This is a genomic window from Streptococcus sanguinis SK355 (genome assembly GCF_000212855.1).
Taxonomy (GTDB): domain Bacteria; phylum Bacillota; class Bacilli; order Lactobacillales; family Streptococcaceae; genus Streptococcus; species Streptococcus sanguinis_A.
In genome coordinates this window covers 183858-201557 of record NZ_GL890993.1, presented here as the reverse complement: position 1 = coordinate 201557, position 17700 = coordinate 183858, and the positions used below count along the sequence as shown (strand labels likewise).

The following is a 17700-nucleotide window of genomic DNA, read 5'->3' as shown; positions in this document are numbered from 1 at the left end:
ATTTGAATGTAGATAATGGTGAGAGATGTTTTACAATGATAAGTTTAGAGCTGATGTCTGAAGAAAATAGTATAGATGTATATACTTTTGAAAAAGAAAATCAAGAGTATTTTGAGCGAAATTTACCTCCTAGACCAGGTAACTATTTTGATCCAGAAGGTTTTAAGGAAATTACAAGGGAATTGTTAATGGAACAAGATAATCATGACGCCTACATGCATATTATTAGAGATGTGCAAGGTGCTATGGTCGGAAGAATCAATTTAAGTGTTTTAGGGAATGATAGAAAAACAGCAGAACTTGGATATAGGATTGGAGAAAATTACACCAATTTAGGCTATGCAAGCGAAGCGGTTAAACTCGTTTTAGACAAGGCGTTTCATACTTATGGTTTAAATAGAATCATTGCGGGAACAGCAACGGATAATCTGGCCTCTAAGAGAGTGCTTTTGAAAAATGGTTTCACTTTTATTAGGATTATAGAAAATGACTTACAAATGAATAATGGGTGGGTGGATACAGCAGTATTTGAGATAAGGAATCTATAGTATTATCATTCCCAGTTTACTGGTAGAATCAATGGAGTTATCAAACTTTACTAACATTCAAAAGTTTTCTCTTGGATGTCTTTTTTGATGTAAAAAGTCATTTAACCTAAAAATACACCAAGATTCAAAATCTTGGTGTATTATCTTTTTTTAGACAATTGTTCTCTAAAAAGTTTTGTCATTTGTTTTTGTCCGGCGGGAGTACCTAGCGCTTCTTTGCTTATTTCTCCTTTAAATATTTGTTCCATTAAAAATAGGTAAGCCTCGCCTAAAGCAGTTGTAATTAATCCAGCAGTAGTGCCGGAAATTGTTCCACCAACTGCCGTTCCTACTCCGGGAATAAATTTGAGTATATTAGAAACAATTGTTTTTCCAAGGAATGTTGCTCCCCCAGATCCTAAAGTTGAGGATACAAAGGCGGTTAGAAAAGTTTTATTTATATCAAGCCCAAATATTACTGTGATGCCAGTAATCATGCTTATCTGAGTCGGCACAAGCATGAAGGCATCTGCGAATGGAACCGGAGCGAAACCTTCGCCAAAACTTGCTGCTACTGCAGTTGCAATGACTGCCCTAGCATGTTTTTTTTTAGATTCCAGAGATACTTTTTGGATATTTTGCAGTGTATCCTGTAGTTCAGTTGGCAAGACTTCAGACATTACATCAATCAAAGTATCTAATCCAAAAGCTTTAGCGACATATTCCTCATCAAAATCCATATCCTGAGCTAAAATTGGCACAACTTTACAGACGTCTAAGTTTTCCTGCTCAACATGAGCTTTCATTTCTAGTGCTTTTCTCTTAGGTACAGATTGAGTAAGGACAACGATGATTGGTACCTTAGACTGTTTATTTTTCTCAGAAAATTCTCTGAGCCATTCCACTTCCGAGCTATCAAAGGTACGGTTTGAACCGACATTAATACAATACCAAATGCAGTGAATCACCTCATTGATGTCATTAGAAGCGTAACCGTCATTAATTAGTTTTATCACTTCATCTTTGACACTCTCCTGTTGGGTATATGACAATTCAAAGCCAGGTGTATCGTAAATAGCCAAAGGATATCCGGTTTTTTCAATTTTGCGAATTTCCTGAGTTACTGGTCGGCCTAGTCCAGTATCAGCAAAATTACCTCTAAACAAACTATTAATTAGTGTGCTTTTGCCAACACCTGATTTGCCAATGACGATGATGTTTAATCTTTTTAAATTATTAATTTTATCATTAATCGCGTTGAGACATTGCTGCGCAATATTATCTGTATTGATTTGCATTATCTTCTACCTTTGTTATAGTCAGATTTTTTAACTAACGTGTCCTTCCAATCAAGACGGTCTTTTAGATGATTGGTTAGTGTTACTTGTTTTTTATATACATAATTTCTAGTTTTTTTCAACACTCTAGGCAGAAGAACTGTAGAGGTTAAAATTAAAACGCCGCTTCCTAAGATATATTTCACTTTAGAAGAATTTCTTTTTTATTACCTTTTGTCTTTGACATAATATTTCTCGCTAATATGATATTTTAAATAATTATATCATATAAGAAATTAAAAGAGTCAATTTAATGATTTTGTTTATCTCTTTGTTTTAAAGATTTTAGAATAAATTCTTCGATAGAAATTGAAGTAATGTTAGCAGTGATCTATTAGCTGTAATGAAGAGGGGGCAAAGATATTGAAGATATAAAAGTAGTTATGTGAGTTTCAGCTTTGTCCGGCAGATGGGTGTCAGATTGGACAAAGGCCTGCTCAGCTAGAGACCTCAGATAAGTTTCAAATCACGGAGCCGCTGCTTGCTAGTCAAAGACAGGCTTACGAGACATTTCTAGCTCAAGCTGGTATTGATGTGGCAGCTATTGAGTGGGTAGAGTCGGAGACAGGTCAGATCTATGTCTATGACGTGAACACCAATACCAACTATAATCCGACAGCAGAAGAAAAAGCAGGAATTTTTGCTCATCAGCATCTGGCAGAATATCTAAAGAACGAGCTAGCAGCATCCTATCCAGAACAAATTTAAAACAAACAAAAGCTTTCTGTTTTGGAGGCTTTTTGTTTTTACTTCGTTTCCAAAATATGACATCTGTCATTTTGTTTTTGTGACAAACGTTAGATGAAGCGCTTACAAAAATTTGTTATATTTAGATTATTGAGATTGCTCCTTTTTTATAAAGGAGTTAGGTGCTGAACAAAGTGTTCATTTTGAACAAGAAAAGGTGAAAGGAGTGCATTATGTAGAAGTAAATTTGGTTGTGAGGAGTCTGACTTTATTTTTAGAATATTGAGGTGTGTCATGAAAAATCATCAGGAAAAAGTGTGTAAAAATTGGTTTATGAGAAAAAGCGGAAAGCGTTGGGTTTTTGGGTGTGCCTTGCTGGCTTTTGGAGCTTTCTTGTTAGATGGCGGTGGAGTTGTTTATGCAGATGAGGGTAAGGCTAATCCAGCTCCTGCGCAGGTCTTGCAGGCTGATTCATCAGCTGTCTCGGAGCCTGAGAGCGGACAAATAGCTGCTTCTACAAGGAATGCTGATAAGACAGAGAACCTTGTAGCCGGGGAGACTGCAGCGACGGAAGCAGGTAGTCAGGATGCAGCAGTAGAGTCAGCCAATCAAAAGGCCGATAAGGAAGAACAAGTCACAGCAAATGCCAAAGAGATCAAACAGGAAGAAGACGAACAGCCAGCAGCGAAGGAAGTTGCTGCGGAAAAACTCCCTGCCGTAGAGACTGTAGATAAGCAACCAGGCTTCAATACTAATTTGGCAGAAGCCAAGGGAGACAAAAATGGAGTTTGGGAAGTCCGAGAGCAAGGACTTTATAGTGATGCCAGAGGCAAAGGTGATAGTTTCCTTTACTCTCAAAGTCAGGGCAAAGATTTTGTTTACTCAACGGATGTAACTTTCCTCAGTAAGGAAGGGGCGGCAGCCCTCATTTTCCGCAGTAATAATAATCCAGATGACAAGAGCAGCTATGCAGTTAATATTGATGGTGGAAGCAACAATGTGAAGTTTTGGCGTTGGCAAGGCGGGCGTGATTATCAGTTTATCAATGAAAAGCATATCGAGCCAACGGATGATAATAAATATCGGCTCAAGGTTCTTTCTATCGGCTCTTGGGTATCCTACTATGTCAATGATATTCTAGTGGCCAGCTCAGGAGATTACACGCTTCAGAGAGATGATAAGGGGCAGAATACTTATCTGTCAGAAGGTTATTTTGGCTTACTAAACTGGAATAGCGAGCTGCTTTTTCAAAACACCTTTTACAAAGAAATCACTCCTCAGTCTAATCCCGAGTTGGAGGATATAAGGGTGACTTCTTCGGTTGGGAAAGTGGAGCAGAAAGGTCAGTTTAGTGCCCCTATTACTATCCAGTATGTCAAACATGATGCTGAGAATGTAGACTTGACTGTCGTAGCGAAAAATCTTGCTGCCAAGGTAAGCGTGACCGATGCTGCAGGTAGGGTTTATAGTGATTTGAAGAATATTCCGCTGGTAGTGGGGGCAAACTATCTGACTGTGACCAGCACTGTGACGGATGCGGATGGGCAGGAGGTCAGCCTGACTTACCGGCTCAATGTCCATCGTCGGCAGGCAGATGAGGTATACTACAATGAGCTCTATCGCGGTCAGTATCATTATTCGGTCAAGGACGGTTGGGCCAATGATCCCAACGGGCTGGTTTATTATAAGGGAGTCTATCATTTCTTCTATCAGTTTTACGACGATACCAAGTGGGGACCTATGCACTGGGGCCATGCGACCAGCAAGGATTTGATTCATTGGGAAGAACAGCCGATTGCCTTTTATCCGGATGCTAATGGGGCTATGTTCTCAGGCTCTATCGTAGCAGATACTACCAATTCCTCTGGTTTATTTGACAATGACCAGGGCGGTTTAGTCGCACTGATTACTGCCGACGGAAATGGTCAGCGCATCAAGTTAGCCTACAGTAAAGATGAGGGTCGGACTTGGACGAAGCTTGATCAAATTGCAGCTGACTGGACGGATGATCCACTGCAATCTCAGGATTTCCGTGACCCCAAGGTCTTCCGTTGGGAGGGCAAATGGTTCATGGTCGTTGCAGGCGGACCGCTGAGAATTTATTCGTCTGATAATCTGCGTAATTGGAAGGTGGAGTCGACTTATGCGGATCTCCATACGGAGTGCCCAGATCTCTATCCTCTACTGGCAGATGATGGTGGCCTAAAATGGGTCCTGTCTCGTGGCGGGCGCTCCTATAAGGTCGGTGATTTTAGACAGGTGGAGGGCAAGTGGACCTTCGTCCCAGATGCTGAGTTTGCTCAGGCTGATCAGGTTATGAACTTTGGTAAAGACTCTTATGCGGCCATGACTTACTACGTTCAGGACTTTGGCAGCAAGGCTAATCCAACCCTACCTGACATTATCGAGTCTAACTGGATGAATACCTGGGAGGACTACTGTAATCTAGTAGCCGATACCGTCGGTCAGAAGTTCAACGGCACCTTCAATCTTAACCTCAAACTAGGTCTTATCAAACAAGACGGTAGCTATCGGCTGACTCAGACGCCAATAGCAGCCTATCAGTCTCTGCGTCAGGAAGACAAGGCTGTATTGTATAAAGACGTGGAAGTTAGTGAGAAGAATGAGCTGTTGAAAGATTTTTCCGGTGATCAGTATGAAATTGTCTCTACTTTCCGGCCGAGTGAAACGACTAAGAAAGTCGGTTTTAACCTGCGGGTTGGAGATGGAGAAGTGACTAGAGTTATCTATGATCTAGAAAAGGAAACTCTCTCTATTGACCGCAGCCAGTCCGGCATTCTTCTCAGTAATAAATTTGCTCAGGTGGATAGTCAGTCCGTCAAACGCAATGCGGATGGCAGCATAGATCTGCATCTCTACGTAGATCGTTCTAGTCTAGAAGTCTTTGCCAAAGGATATACTGTGGCGGGTGCCAATCAGATTTTCCCTGCGCCAAATAGCCTTGCGGCTAGTGTGTTTGTAGAAGGTGGTGCTGCTAAGGCTGACATTGCTCTTTATCCGCTGAAGGGCATCTGGAAAGACAAACAGGCAGTGAGCAAACCACTGGAACTAGTGCAGGCTTCTCCTGTAACAAATAATATTTATGTCGGAGATACCTTGGATTTGAAAGCATATGTCATGCCAGCAAGTGTTTCTCAAGCGGTCAGCTGGAGTGTGGATCAGCCAAACCTGGTCTCTGTCACGGAAGATGGCAATAAGCTGCGAGTGACTGCTCTGCAAAGGGGTGTGGTCAAGGTAACGGCGACCTCTAAGGAAAATCCAAGTCTTTCCAAGGTCTTCACCATCAATATCAGCCGTAATGACTTTAAGACCAATGTTCCAGATTTAAAAGCTGTTTCCGGTAAGTGGTATGTCGACTGTGAAAGTCTCTATAATCATAATACCAGCGCCAATGATTATTATATGGGAGGTCAGAAGATTCCTTTCCCTGAATATAACTTGGATGTGGATCTCAAGTATCAAAAAGGCTTGATTAATATTTTCTATGCGTCTGAAAATGTTGACCCTCGCAATGCTTATTCTATTCAATTTGGTGATAATGATAAGATTCGACTTTACCGCTTTATGGGAGAGACGATTGCAGAAAGTAGCATGAATGGCAAGCATCTTAATGACGGCCAGTTCTACCATGTTAAGCTAGTGAAAACTAAAAATGGTGTCAGTGTATCTGTTGACGGTGTAGAATACCTGAACCACCAATTTGATACGGTTGAGCCTTATTATAATGATGCCTACGTCGGTCTGGGACTCTGGGATGGGGATTTGGAAGCGCGCAATTTCTTTTTGACCAATCTTCATGACCCAGCAGTTAATAAGGCTTCTCTGCAGAAAGTGGTAGACAGTACGGCTAGTCTAGATCCGAGCCTCTACACAGATGAGACAGTTCAGGCTTACCAGGCAGCCTTGGCTCGAGCTCAGTCTCTTTTGGCAGATGAAAAAGCGGAGCAGACGAATTTAGATAAAGCAGAGCAGGAACTGAAGACAGCTCTAGCTGCCCTGGCTCTGAAACCAAGTCATCAGGTCACTCCGGAAGAAGGAATAAAGGACCTAGTGGAAGAAAAGCCGTTCTTAGAAATCGTAATGGAAGAAATTGCATATCAGACTCTAGAACAGGAAAATCCAGAACTGGAACAAGGGCAGCGGCGGATACTTGTAGCTGGCCAAAAGGGTCAAAAGCGAGTCTTTGTAGAAGTCTTGAACGGTCAGCGAACCGTCCTCGGTCAGGAAGTGCTCTCTCTAGCAGTTGACGAACTAGTAGAAGTTGGCAGCAAGGTGGTGGTGGCTGAAAGTGCTAAACAGCCTTTGACAATAGCCCAGCCTCAAGCTCTGAAGCAAGGTGAGGAAGGAAAAGTTATTCCAACGCCAAGATTGCAGCCAGCTCCCGACTCAGCTCTGCCTAAGACTGGCACTCAAGAAGATAAGTTTCTGCCTCTGGCTGGTTTAGCTTTTCTGGGAATAGGTCTTCTAGCTGGAAGGAAGAAACAAGAAGGCTAAGGTGCTAAGCAATGATTACTTGCACATAAAAAGGATGGGTGTTTTCCCATCTTTTTTTGATATAGATACGGCTTGTAGATACAGCTTGTGAAATAATTGGTTTTTAGCTGAGCATGCTCCAGTATTTGGCAAGAAATTTCGCTACATGCATCTGCTTGCTTTTTATCCCTCTATCTGAACTTGCATCCGGATGAACATATCGCGGTGCTGCTCCTGGAGTTGTGGCTGTTCATGGATGACCTCGCAGATATAATCACCCACAGGAGTATATCCAGCTTGGATTAGAGCTTGGTGAAAATGCGGCAGAGCTCTAAGTTCATCTGCGAAGGAAGAGCAGTAAGCAACAGCATAATTTCCTGCTGGCAGCAATATTCGATTTAAGTGAGGGAGTTCATTGGGAGTATGATGGAAGAGACAGAGTTGCTTGGAAATCCATCTTTCTTTTTGGAAATCTTCTTGTTTCATAATGGAGCCAACACGGCTGAAATGAGTGAAAAAAGGACTGTAACGCAGGATTTCTTGCTTGAAGTAGCGGAGAGCAAGTTCGTATTCCTCACTTTTCATTTGATAAATATTTTGATCGATTTCAAAAGTAAGCAGCTGCCGTTCAGGAAAAGTTAGGATTTCCAGTTCTTGCTCGCTCTGTTTTTCGCCATAGATACGGGCACCAGACCGAAAGATTTCGATTTCTTGGATTTGTTTTTCTAAATTTTCTTTTTCCTCTAGAAGGCGCTGATAGCGCTCCTCGATAAGCTGGTGCAGTTGAAAATGGTCCTTGTCAGATAGGATTTCTTTGATGTCTTCTAGAGAAAAATTCAGTTGACGCAGGTACTGAATGGAGTCAACCAGAGAAGATTGATTGATGTGGTAGTAGCGATAGTTGGTTTCTGGATCGACTTTATAGGGTTTTAAAAGACCGATTTGGTCATAGAATCTTAGAGTTTGGATGGAAATTTGATTTATTTGGGAAAACTCTCCGATACGCAAAATTTTTTTCATTTTTTTAAACTCTCTATTGACTCTCTAGTTACTAGAGATATTATACTATAATTGTGAAAATAATAACAATTAATGGAGGGTTTGCCATGAGAAATACAAAAATTCGTGCTGTCCAGTATGGCTGCGGCAAGATGTCTAAAGTGATTTTCAAGTACCTACTGGATCACGGTGTGGAAATCGTCGGAGCTATTGATAACAATCCTGCTGTAGTAGGACAGGATGTTGGTGATTTTGCAGAGCTAGGCCATAAGACTGGTGTCCTGATTTCTGATAATGCTGAACATGTCTTTGGAGAGTGTGACGCAGACATTGCCATTGTCACCATTGCTTCCTATATGCCGGAAATGTATGATTTTTTTGAAACAGCTATCAAGCATGGGGTGAATATCATCACGACCTGTGAGGAAGCTATCTACCCTTGGACGACGTCGCCATCTGAAACAAACCGCTTGGACAAGCTGGCGAAAGAATATGGTGTCACTGTAATGGGATCTGGTATGCAGGATATTTACTGGATTAATATGCCTTGCTTGGCTATGGCTGGCCTTAATCGCATTCAAAAGGTGAAAGGGGTTGTCAGCTATAATGTGGAAGATTATGGTCTGGCTTTGGCAGAAGCGCATGGTGCTGGTTACGATTCAGAGCGATTTGAAAAGGAAATTGCCAGTGCTGAGAGCCTGCCGTCCTATATGTGGAATGCTGCTGAAGCTATTTGCTCTAAGATGAACTGGACTATTCAGGATATTTCGCAAAAGAGCGTGCCTTATATTTTGGATGAAGATGTTTATTCTGAAACGCTAGGACGAACGGTTCCAGCGGGGCAAGTAACGGGTATGTCAGCTGTGACGACCATTCATACCCATCAGGGAATTGAGTTGGAAGTAGAATGTATTGGCAAGGTCTATCGTGAAAATGACGGAGATATGTGTGATTGGGAAATTACTGGCGAGCCAAATCTAGTCTTCTCAGTCAGCAAGCCTGATACTGTAGCCTTGACCTGTGCCACTATCGTCAATCGAATCCCTTCTGTGCTAGATGCACCAGCAGGTTATGTGACTTCAGAATTAGCGCGTGAGTTGGCTTATCCGACCTATCCGCTTCATACCTATGTGGAAAAATAGCAGAGCTTATAACTAAAAATACACCTCCCGTATCAATTGGGAGGTGTGTTTTTAAGTATTAGTCTTCCTTCTTCTTTAGGAGGAAGAGTCCAGCTGCTCCTGCAATTAGAAGTCCAGCTAGAGCGAAGCTAGCAGGTTTTTCTTGGCTGCCGGTCTGCGGAAGGCTTCGACTCTTGTAGGTCAGGACTACCTCTTGAGCCGGTGGATTCACTGTAGCAGGCTTCCAGTCAAGGACAGTCTGACTTGGAGCTTGGTAGGTTGGGTCAGGTGTCGCAGGACTTGATAAGTCTGTCAGCTCAGCTAACTGGCCGCCAAAGATAGCATTGGAAATCCAGCGATAGAAATGAACAGGGTGAAGGCGGTTAGTCGGATTGCCGGCGTAGACAAAGAGAGGCTTCTCGTTATAGGTACCAGCAATGGCTACAACTTTGTTGGCCAGCTGCTCATTGCCAGGCCACCAGCCAGCGATGTAGAAGTCACTGCCAGCAATGCTGGCAAGAGTCCTAAAGTTGGCAGGAATCTTAGCAATCCAGTTACCAGAGTTGGAGTAAAAGAGTCCATCCTTCTTGTAACCGCTGGTCAGCGGGTCTTGTTCTTGTATAACGGCCTTCATCAGTCCTTCATAATCACTGCCGTTCTTGAAGCGCTCAGCATCAAAGCCGTCTAGGATTCCTAGTTTTTCCAGGCGCTGCATAGCAGAGCCTCCGACAACGATAGTTGGCTTGAGTCCGACAAGAGACTTGTCATAGTTGTTGCTTTCAAGGACGATGACATCTGCATCTTCTGGGTGATCGACGATGTCAAAGCCCATATTCTTCAGAGCTAAGGCAGTATGAGCTGGTGCGTCCACGCCTGCCCATGAAAATTGATGTGGCGGTGCATAGACCTTGAGAGGCTTCAGAGTCGGTCCTTGTGGAATCTTATAAAGGGCGTCACCGTAAATAGCATAACGATCTAGGAGGCTGGTAAAGGTCGGTGTATCAACGATGTAGCCATCTTCTGTCAGATAAACCTTTTTGCCCTCTGCAAGAGCTTGATTGATGGCCTTAACGGCACTTTCGGACGTATTGGCAATGACATAATACGGCGCTTTCTCGTCAACTTGACTAGTACGTGCAGCACGGAGGGCTGTCACGTCGCCTAGCTTGCCTTCAAAGAGCTTGTCGCCGAAGACTGGCTGGGCTTTGAAGCCTTTCATATCAGGAAAATTGACGACCAATTCCGCGTACATGGCTGCCCACTTGGATTCATTTGAGCCTTTGTAGAGGACATGGTTGGCATAGCCACGCTTGGCCTGCGCCATATCGACAACCAAATCACCTTTTTTATAGTTGCCGCTGTCTTCCTTGAGTTCTTTGACAAGGACACCGTTGCGCTTGAAATAGTTAATCATATTAAAGGCTTCTTGGGTATCGTTGTCCTTGTCCACTCCCATCGGGATGACATAGTAGTCTGGGAAGAATTTTTCCTGGCCTTTTTTAATCCGGCCTACGACCTGACCATCAGGTCCGACGAGTTCATTTTCTGCCTTAGGATCTTCGACTTTATTGATGCCGCGCAGGTAGAAGTTGAGACGCATCTCCATGAGCTTGTCGGGGTTTTGGACTAGATAGTCAAGACCTCCTAGAACTGCATAATATCCAGCCTTGTAGGACTCTTGATTGCCCTCGGGAATTTCAATGGTATGTCCCAGGATGCCATGGTACATAGAATAAACCGCTGTGTAGCCGGAGAAGGAATCGTCCCATCCGTCTCCCCAGTCCAGTTTTGGAATGATGTATTTGTCGTAGCCAGAGTTGGCAACGCCGGCCCGCCCCATGTGGTGGGCATTGTCCAGCATGAGGTCTGCCAAAAGGTCATATTCAAAGTTAGGATCATGCGGCGGGGTTGCCGGCTCAATCAGGAATTCCTTGACAAAGCCGTGGATATCATAGAGGGCAATTGGGTTCCATTTGTTAATCAATCCAGCAACGGTGCGGGTTTCGGGATTGGTTTGGTAGCCAGTATCACGGTTAGGGTCAAGGCCATTGGCCAGAGCCCGAGTGTTGAGGACATCGCCGTCAGGGTTCTCCGTAAAGTCAAAGAGGAAGATAAACTTCTTCAGTAAATCTTGGATTTTGAGAGTGACAAGTTTTTCAGAACCATCGGCAGCGGTTGTTTTGAATCTGACTTGGTCTTTGGTTGCAAAGGTCTTAAATAGACCTGTGATAATATCAATAGCAGGCTGTTCATCAGCGTGGGTGTTGTTAATGAGCACAGGCAGTTTATAGTCTAGGTTGCCATTTTTGAGCGCTGCCAGCATTTCTGCTGGTTTGGTCAAGGCCTGCGGATTAGTTGTGCTGAGGTAGTCGTCAATGCTCTTTTGGTCAGAACTGATGATACCCAGCTTGATATCACGACCCTGAGCGCTCTTTCCGATATCCTCAATCTGTACCAAGCGATCGGTCTTGGCATCCTGTCTGCTCTTTTCAATAGACGCCAGCATCTCCTCATGGCTGTGGAAGTCTTCATAAGGGCGCAAGACGATATTTTTACGAATAGTCAGGCTCAAGTCCTGGCTCGTACCAACCAGTTCATGGCTCCCGATGAAGTTCCGATAAGTGCGGCGGATATTGTTGGGAGAGCGCAGGCTGAGATCTTGTCCGAAAAGTTCCTTAAACTGCAGATTCAGATGAAGGTCATTTCCGTCGGCTTTTTCCTCGATAGTGAGAAAGGGTTGCCCAGTAAAGGTGCCAGTGTCCATGTTCCAGGTTTTCCAGTCAGGAATCGGTTTATTGTCCAGAGTCCAGGTCAGCTTGCCCGCCTGAGAAGCCTGTCCTTGGACTGTTTCCTTGAGCTCTGCAGGCTCAGACATATAAACGGTACTGTCGGCCAGCTGGGTCTTGGCTTCTTCAGAAGCAGCTGCTCTTGGTTGACCTGCTGCAGAGACAGCTGGATTGTCCGCTGCAGGAGCAGGAGTCTGTTCTTTTTCTCCTGTCTGATTTGGAGCAGCTTGAGCTGCTTCTGTTGCAGGAGTGACAGCCTCTACCTGATTGGCAGCTGGCTGTGAGTCGGTGCTGTTCTGCTGGTCAGCTGCGGCCTTACCCTGAGCTAAGACAGCCATCAATACTGCGGCTGATAAACTCAAGGCCTGAGTATAGAGACGCTTTTTGTATGAATCGTTCATTAGGAAATCTCCTTTTGTAAAATGTTCTGTATTGAGTATAACAAATATAGAAAGCGCTTTCAATAAAAAATAGAAAAAACATACAAAGTTGCCCAAAATGATTTCTCAGATGAATTGCTGAGCATAGGGGGATATTCCTTGTTCCGAGTGCTATTTGCAATATCCGAACCTTCTGCCTTTATTTTCTGAAATAGTATACAAAATCCTCGAATTTATGCTACAATGAGACAAACTGAAAATGATTGGAGCCAAGCATGAAAGCAATTATTACCGTTGTCGGAAAAGATAAAACAGGGATTGTAGCCGGAGTTTCCACTAAGATTGCGGAGCTGGGGCTGAATATTGACGATATTTCCCAAACCGTTTTGGAGGAATATTTCACCATGATGGCCTTGGTGTCAAGCGATGAAAAGCAAGATTTTACGGCCCTTCGCAATGAGTTTGAAGCTTTCGGCCAAGAGCTCAACGTTAAAATCAATATTCAAAGCGCAGCCATTTTTGATGCCATGTACAATATCTAAGGAGTGAAGGATGGATATTAGACAAGTAACAGAAACCATTGCCATGATTGAGGAGCAGAATTTTGATATTCGGACCATCACCATGGGCATTTCACTCTTAGATTGCATTGACACAGATATTAATCGAGCGGCGGAAAAGATTTACCAAAAAATCTCGACCAAAGCGAAAGACCTGGTAGCAGTTGGGGATGAAATTGCTGCCGAGCTCGGGATTCCCATCGTCAACAAGCGGGTCTCAGTGACTCCGATTTCTCTGATTGGGGCAGCGACAGACAGCAGAGATTATGTGCCGCTAGCCAAGGCTTTAGACAAGGCGGCTAAAGAGATCGGTGTTGACTTTATCGGTGGCTTCTCGGCCTTGGTCCAAAAGGGTTATCAAAAAGGGGATGAAATTCTTATTAATTCTATTCCACGTGCTTTGGCTGAGACGGACAAGGTCTGCTCCTCTGTCAATATCGGCTCAACCAAGACCGGTATCAATATGACGGCAGTGGCGGATATGGGGAGGATTATTAAGGAAACGGCCCAGCTTTCTGACATGGGTGCGGCCAAGCTGGTCGTCTTTGCCAATGCGGTAGAGGACAATCCTTTCATGGCGGGCGCTTTTCATGGTGTCGGTGAAGCAGATGTGGTCATCAATGTCGGTGTTTCTGGGCCAGGTGTTGTCAAGCGGGCCTTGGAAAAGGTCCGTGGTGAGAGCTTCGACGTGGTGGCTGAAACGGTCAAGAAAACAGCCTTCAAAATCACTCGTATCGGTCAGTTAGTCGGTCAGATGGCCAGCGAGCGCCTAGGTGTCAAGTTCGGGATTGTTGACTTGAGTCTGGCTCCGACACCGGCAGTCGGGGACTCAGTAGCCCGAGTCTTGGAAGAAATGGGCTTGGAAACAGTCGGTACTCATGGCACGACAGCGGCACTCGCCCTGCTCAATGACCAAGTTAAAAAAGGCGGTGTTATGGCCTGCAATCAGGTTGGCGGTCTATCTGGTGCTTTCATCCCTGTTTCAGAAGACGAGGGTATGATTGCGGCTGTCCAAAATGGCTCGCTCAATCTAGAAAAGTTAGAAGCGATGACAGCTATCTGCTCGGTCGGTTTGGATATGATTGCCATTCCAGAAGCGACACCGGCTGAAACCATCGCAGCCATGATTGCGGATGAAGCGGCGATTGGAGTTATCAATCAGAAGACAACAGCTGTGCGGATTATTCCGAAAGGCAAGGAAGGCGATATGATTGAATTTGGCGGGCTCTTGGGAACAGCTCCGGTCATGAAGGTCAATCAAGCTTCGTCTGCTGCCTTTATCGCGCGGGGCGGTCAGATTCCAGCGCCCATTCACAGCTTTAAAAACTAAAAAGTTAGATTTGAAACAGCTTTTAAGAAAGCATCGTCAAGGACAGCTATTCAGTTTCTGATTAGGAGTTTGCGGGATTGAGTCTAGCTGGATGCTTGAAAGATAGGGGATTATAAGGAGATTGTTTAGGTTATGAATAAAAGAGAGCTAGCTGAGCTGGCCCTTGATTTAGGTTTGGATTTTGATAAGGAGAGCGGCATTATATATGGCCGTAGAAGGGATTATGCTTTTTATCTAGAGACCATAACAGATGGCGATGAATTTGCGATTTTCTTTTCAGTCAGATGTGAGCAGGGCTATATCGGTCGAGATGCCTTGGAAGCTTTGATCAATGATTCTGAGGTTTTGATTGATTTTGAGAGAGCTGGCTATAACCTGGCCTGTCAGATTTTAGCTAATCAGGATCGGGATCTGCTGCCGGATATTTTGGAGGAGGCTATCGAAGACTGCACCCGCTACTTTGAGGAGCAAGGGCTGGTTAGCGCCTGTGAAAAAACTGGTGAAACCGGAGATGTGGACTTGTATCAGATCAAAGGAGATTGGCTCTTTCTCACGCCATCTAGCTATGAGCGGATGGTTTCCATCTCGCAGGATAAGGTGACAAAGCGCTCCCTTCCTCATCAAAGTCCGCAGAAAATACATTATTTTCTGGGTGTTCTCGGAGCATTCTTGACGAGCTTACTTGGTGCATGTCTTGTCTTCTTTCTGACAGGTGCATCCTTGGCCATGGGCTTCATATCAGGTTTTACACTGCTATTTAGCATTGCTTGCTATGAAAAGTTTGTCAAAGGTATTTCTGTTTTAGGAATTGTGGCAAGTTTCTTTTTTACTTTAGCGATGAGCTTTGTAGCTGTTCAAATTGGTTATGCCAATTCTTTTTACCAAGGGGAAGGCAATATTTTGCAAGCCATTATCGCTATTAATAAAGCTGCTTTATCCGGACAGTTTGGTCTTAATTATTGGCTCCATTATCTGTACATTATTCTTGGGTGTGTCAGTGCCGTCAAAGTTCATATTAAGTCTCTATAGTTGATTAGATGCTGATTTCACGGTGAGCCGCTGTCTATCATAGTGGGAAACCGGGTTCTCCCTCTTCTTTATCATAAAGAATTCGAAGGCCTTTTTCAAAATATACTATAACAAACAAAAATAAAAGAGGTAAACTATGTCAAAAACAAGACTCTATGTTATCCGTCATGGCAAGACCATGTTCAATACTATCGGCCGGGCTCAAGGTTGGTCTGATACCCCGCTGACTGCTAAGGGGGAGCGCGGTATTCGCGAGCTGGGTATCGGATTGCGAGAGTCTGGTTTGCCTTTTGTCAAGGCTTTTTCCAGTGATAGTGGTCGGACCATTCAGACCATGGGGATTATCCTAGAGGAGCTGGGCCTGACTGGTCAGATTCCCTATCGCTATGACAAGCGCATCCGGGAGTGGTGTTTCGGCAGTTTTGATGGTGCTTATGGTGGTGAGCTCTTTCATGGCGTTATCCCACGAGTTCTTAAGACGGATAATTACAAAGAACTCAGTTGGCCGGATTTGGCGAATGGCCTGGTAGAAGTGGATTCGGCTGGCTGGGCTGAGCCTTGGGACAAGCTTAGCGGTCGGATTTTAGAAGGATTTGAAGCCATTGCTAGAGAGGTGGAGTCCTCAGGCGGCGGCAATACTCTGGTCGTCAGCCACAGTATGACCATTGGTACTTTGGCTTATCTGGTTGATGAGAATATCACGAAAAATCCTAATGTCGACAATGGCAGTGTCACAGTGCTGGAGTATGAAGATGGTCGCTTTAGCATCCAGGCCTTGGGTGATGTGTCTTACCGTCAGGTTGGTGCAGCTATATTGGATCGAGAAAATCAAGAATGAGCAGGAGTTTTGAGACTCCTGCTTTTTGCTTTGAAAGCCAGATGGAGCCAATTTCTTCATAAAATGGTATAATATGAAAAGAATAACGGAGGAAATGAAATGGCAAAAACAAGATTATACTTGGTTCGTCATGGCAAAACCATGTTTAATACTATCGGCCGAGCTCAAGGTTGGTCCGATACCCCATTGACTGAAGTCGGGGAACGTGGCATTCATGAGTTGGGCATCGGCCTGAGAGAAGCTGGGCTTGATTTCAAATTGGCCCGTTCCAGCGACAGCGGCCGAACTATTCAGACCATGGGAATTATTCTAGAGGAACTGGGCCTGACAGATCAGATTCCTTATACCTTTGACAAACGGATTCGCGAATGGTGCTTTGGTAGCTTTGATGGTGGTTATGATGGAGAACTCTTTATGGGTGTGATGCCCCGGGTTTTCAATATTGAGCATGTTCATCAGCTTAGCTATGCTGAGTTGGCAGAAGGTCTTGTAGAAGTCGATACAGCTGGCTGGGCGGAAAACTGGGAAAAGCTCAGCGGCCGAATCTGGGAAGGCTTTTCAGCCATAGCTGAGGAGCTGGAAGCTGCTGGTGGTGGCAATGCTCTGGTCGTCAGCCACGGCATGACCATCGGAACCTTTGTCTATCTAATCAATCGAACTCGGCCTCATGGTTTGGACAATGGTAGTGTGACGGTTGTAGACTATGAAGACGGTAAATTCACAGTAGCTTGCGTCGGAGACATGTCTTATCGAGAGGCCGGTGCCAAAGTAATGGAGGAAGAAGTTGAAACGCGCTAAACATCGCAAAGAAAAGAGAAAATCGAAGTCTAAGAAGATTGGGTTGACACTTTTGCTGTTAATCGTCTTGTGTCTGGCAGCTGGAGGAACGGCGATTTATTTCCGTCCGTCCTTGTTACAAGATCTGCTTGCAAAGATTCAGTTTTCGGGTTCGTCTAGTAGTTCTGCTACGAAGGGCTCTTCTAGCTCAGAGAGTTCGCAGTCTGATTTGCCCAAGGTTTCTTCTACTGACTGGAATTTGATATTGGTCAATCGAGACAACCAGCAAGAAGAAAAAACACCTGATCTGACTCAGATCGGAGAGATCCAGGTCGACAGCCGCATTGCTGAAAATACTCGGCAATTCCTAGCAGCAGCTCAGGCGATAGCTCCTGAAGAAACTCTAATCTCTGGCTATCGCAGCCGAGCAGAGCAGGAGGAGCTCTATAACGAAAAAGTTGCTGGGGAAGTCGCCAAAGGCTTGTCAAATGAAGAAGCAGTCAGCATCGTGCTGAAGCAGGTGCAGCTTCCAGGAGCCAGCGAGCATCAAACGGGCTTGGCTATTGATATGAGCGCACCAGAAGGTCAGGAGGATGAATTGGCTGCCAAGATTGCGGAGCTAGCTCCCCAGTATGGTTTTGTCCTTCGCTATCCGGATGGCAAGAGTGATATTACCGGAGTTGACTTTGAGAATTGGCATTACCGCTATGTCGGTGTGGAGAATGCCCAGTATATGCAGAAGCACAATCTGGTTCTGGAAGAATACATCGCCCTGCTCAAGGAAGCAGGAAAATAAAAAAGTAAGTCAGGTGTTCCTGGCTTTTTTTATGCTGAT

12 protein-coding genes and 1 pseudogene are annotated in these 17700 nt (G+C 44.5%); 10 read left to right on the top strand and 3 right to left on the bottom strand.

Annotated features, from left to right (window positions below; genetic code table 11):
• Positions 1-35: 35 nt before the first annotated feature.
• Entirely contained in the window at positions 36-548 is a 513-nt protein-coding gene (locus HMPREF9389_RS10285) for a GNAT family N-acetyltransferase (RefSeq protein ID WP_002927790.1), read from the top strand.
• A 140-nt stretch (positions 549-688) separates the two neighbouring features.
• Here HMPREF9389_RS10285 and HMPREF9389_RS10290 read toward each other — a convergent pair whose 3' ends face one another.
• Positions 689-1825, bottom strand: a complete 1137-nt coding sequence (locus tag HMPREF9389_RS10290) for a YcjF family protein (protein ID WP_002927789.1) — start codon at positions 1823-1825, stop codon at positions 689-691.
• Between the two features lie 429 nt (positions 1826-2254).
• Here HMPREF9389_RS10290 and HMPREF9389_RS12070 point away from each other — a divergent pair.
• Positions 2255-2572: pseudogene (locus HMPREF9389_RS12070) on the top strand (alpha-L-glutamate ligase); the annotation flags it as partial.
• 273 nt (positions 2573-2845) lie between these two features.
• A complete protein-coding gene (locus HMPREF9389_RS10295) occupies positions 2846-7066 on the top strand; it encodes a GH32 C-terminal domain-containing protein (RefSeq protein WP_002927787.1) in 4221 nt (1406 codons plus the stop codon).
• A gap of 162 nt (positions 7067-7228) precedes the next feature.
• Here HMPREF9389_RS10295 and HMPREF9389_RS10300 read toward each other — a convergent pair whose 3' ends face one another.
• The gene (locus HMPREF9389_RS10300; protein WP_002927786.1) at positions 7229-8065 is read right to left on the bottom strand and encodes a MerR family transcriptional regulator; all 837 of its coding nucleotides are present in this window, start codon (positions 8063-8065) and stop codon (positions 7229-7231) included.
• An 86-nt stretch (positions 8066-8151) separates the two neighbouring features.
• Here HMPREF9389_RS10300 and HMPREF9389_RS10305 point away from each other — a divergent pair, with 86 nt between their 5' ends.
• Positions 8152-9186 carry a dihydrodipicolinate reductase gene (locus HMPREF9389_RS10305; protein WP_032906143.1) on the top strand — a complete coding sequence of 345 codons (1035 nt, stop codon included), beginning with the start codon at positions 8152-8154 and terminating at the stop codon, positions 9184-9186.
• A 58-nt stretch (positions 9187-9244) separates the two neighbouring features.
• Here the strand turns inward: HMPREF9389_RS10305 and HMPREF9389_RS10310 are convergent, their stop codons facing one another.
• A complete protein-coding gene (locus tag HMPREF9389_RS10310; RefSeq protein ID WP_032906140.1) occupies positions 9245-12352 on the bottom strand; it encodes an LPXTG-anchored zinc carboxypeptidase in 3108 nt (1035 codons plus the stop codon).
• Positions 12353-12606: 254 nt separating this feature from the next.
• On the opposite strand from HMPREF9389_RS10310, the gene HMPREF9389_RS10315 reads away from it, so the two are divergent.
• The 6 genes from HMPREF9389_RS10315 (at position 12607) to HMPREF9389_RS10340 (ending at position 17661) form a co-directional block, all read left to right on the top strand.
• Positions 12607-12873: an ACT domain-containing protein gene (locus HMPREF9389_RS10315; RefSeq protein WP_002893729.1), complete on the top strand. Its 267-nt coding sequence runs from the start codon at positions 12607-12609 to the stop codon at positions 12871-12873.
• 10 nt (positions 12874-12883) lie between these two features.
• Complete coding sequence (locus HMPREF9389_RS10320) at positions 12884-14221, top strand: PFL family protein (RefSeq protein ID WP_002927783.1); 1338 nt, start codon at positions 12884-12886, stop codon at positions 14219-14221.
• A gap of 132 nt (positions 14222-14353) precedes the next feature.
• The gene (locus HMPREF9389_RS10325; RefSeq protein ID WP_002905354.1) at positions 14354-15250 is read left to right on the top strand and encodes a hypothetical protein; all 897 of its coding nucleotides are present in this window, start codon (positions 14354-14356) and stop codon (positions 15248-15250) included.
• A gap of 136 nt (positions 15251-15386) precedes the next feature.
• On the top strand, positions 15387-16088 hold the full coding sequence (locus HMPREF9389_RS10330; protein ID WP_002927782.1) for a histidine phosphatase family protein: 702 nt from the start codon (positions 15387-15389) through the stop codon (positions 16086-16088).
• A 99-nt stretch (positions 16089-16187) separates the two neighbouring features.
• A complete protein-coding gene (locus HMPREF9389_RS10335) occupies positions 16188-16886 on the top strand; it encodes a histidine phosphatase family protein (protein ID WP_002927781.1) in 699 nt (232 codons plus the stop codon).
• Positions 16873-17661, top strand: coding sequence for a M15 family metallopeptidase (locus HMPREF9389_RS10340; RefSeq protein ID WP_002927780.1), 789 nt, complete (start codon positions 16873-16875; stop codon positions 17659-17661). The genes HMPREF9389_RS10335 and HMPREF9389_RS10340 overlap by 14 nt, the downstream gene beginning before the upstream one ends.
• Positions 17662-17700: the final 39 nt, after the last annotated feature.

Bases quoted from the DNA above. Each gene is read 5' to 3' on its own strand.
- HMPREF9389_RS10285 (WP_002927790.1), top strand. From the start codon at position 36: ATGATAAGTTTAGAGCTGATGTCTGAAGAAAATAGTATAGATGTATAT.
- HMPREF9389_RS10290 (WP_002927789.1), bottom strand. From the start codon at position 1,825: ATGCAAATCAATACAGATAATATTGCGCAGCAATGTCTCAACGCGATT.
- HMPREF9389_RS10295 (WP_002927787.1), top strand. From the start codon at position 2,846: ATGAAAAATCATCAGGAAAAAGTGTGTAAAAATTGGTTTATGAGAAAA.
- HMPREF9389_RS10300 (WP_002927786.1), bottom strand. From the start codon at position 8,065: ATGAAAAAAATTTTGCGTATCGGAGAGTTTTCCCAAATAAATCAAATT.
- HMPREF9389_RS10305 (WP_032906143.1), top strand. From the start codon at position 8,152: ATGAGAAATACAAAAATTCGTGCTGTCCAGTATGGCTGCGGCAAGATG.
- HMPREF9389_RS10310 (WP_032906140.1), bottom strand. From the start codon at position 12,352: ATGAACGATTCATACAAAAAGCGTCTCTATACTCAGGCCTTGAGTTTA.
- HMPREF9389_RS10315 (WP_002893729.1), top strand. From the start codon at position 12,607: ATGAAAGCAATTATTACCGTTGTCGGAAAAGATAAAACAGGGATTGTA.
- HMPREF9389_RS10320 (WP_002927783.1), top strand. From the start codon at position 12,884: ATGGATATTAGACAAGTAACAGAAACCATTGCCATGATTGAGGAGCAG.
- HMPREF9389_RS10325 (WP_002905354.1), top strand. From the start codon at position 14,354: ATGAATAAAAGAGAGCTAGCTGAGCTGGCCCTTGATTTAGGTTTGGAT.
- HMPREF9389_RS10330 (WP_002927782.1), top strand. From the start codon at position 15,387: ATGTCAAAAACAAGACTCTATGTTATCCGTCATGGCAAGACCATGTTC.
- HMPREF9389_RS10335 (WP_002927781.1), top strand. From the start codon at position 16,188: ATGGCAAAAACAAGATTATACTTGGTTCGTCATGGCAAAACCATGTTT.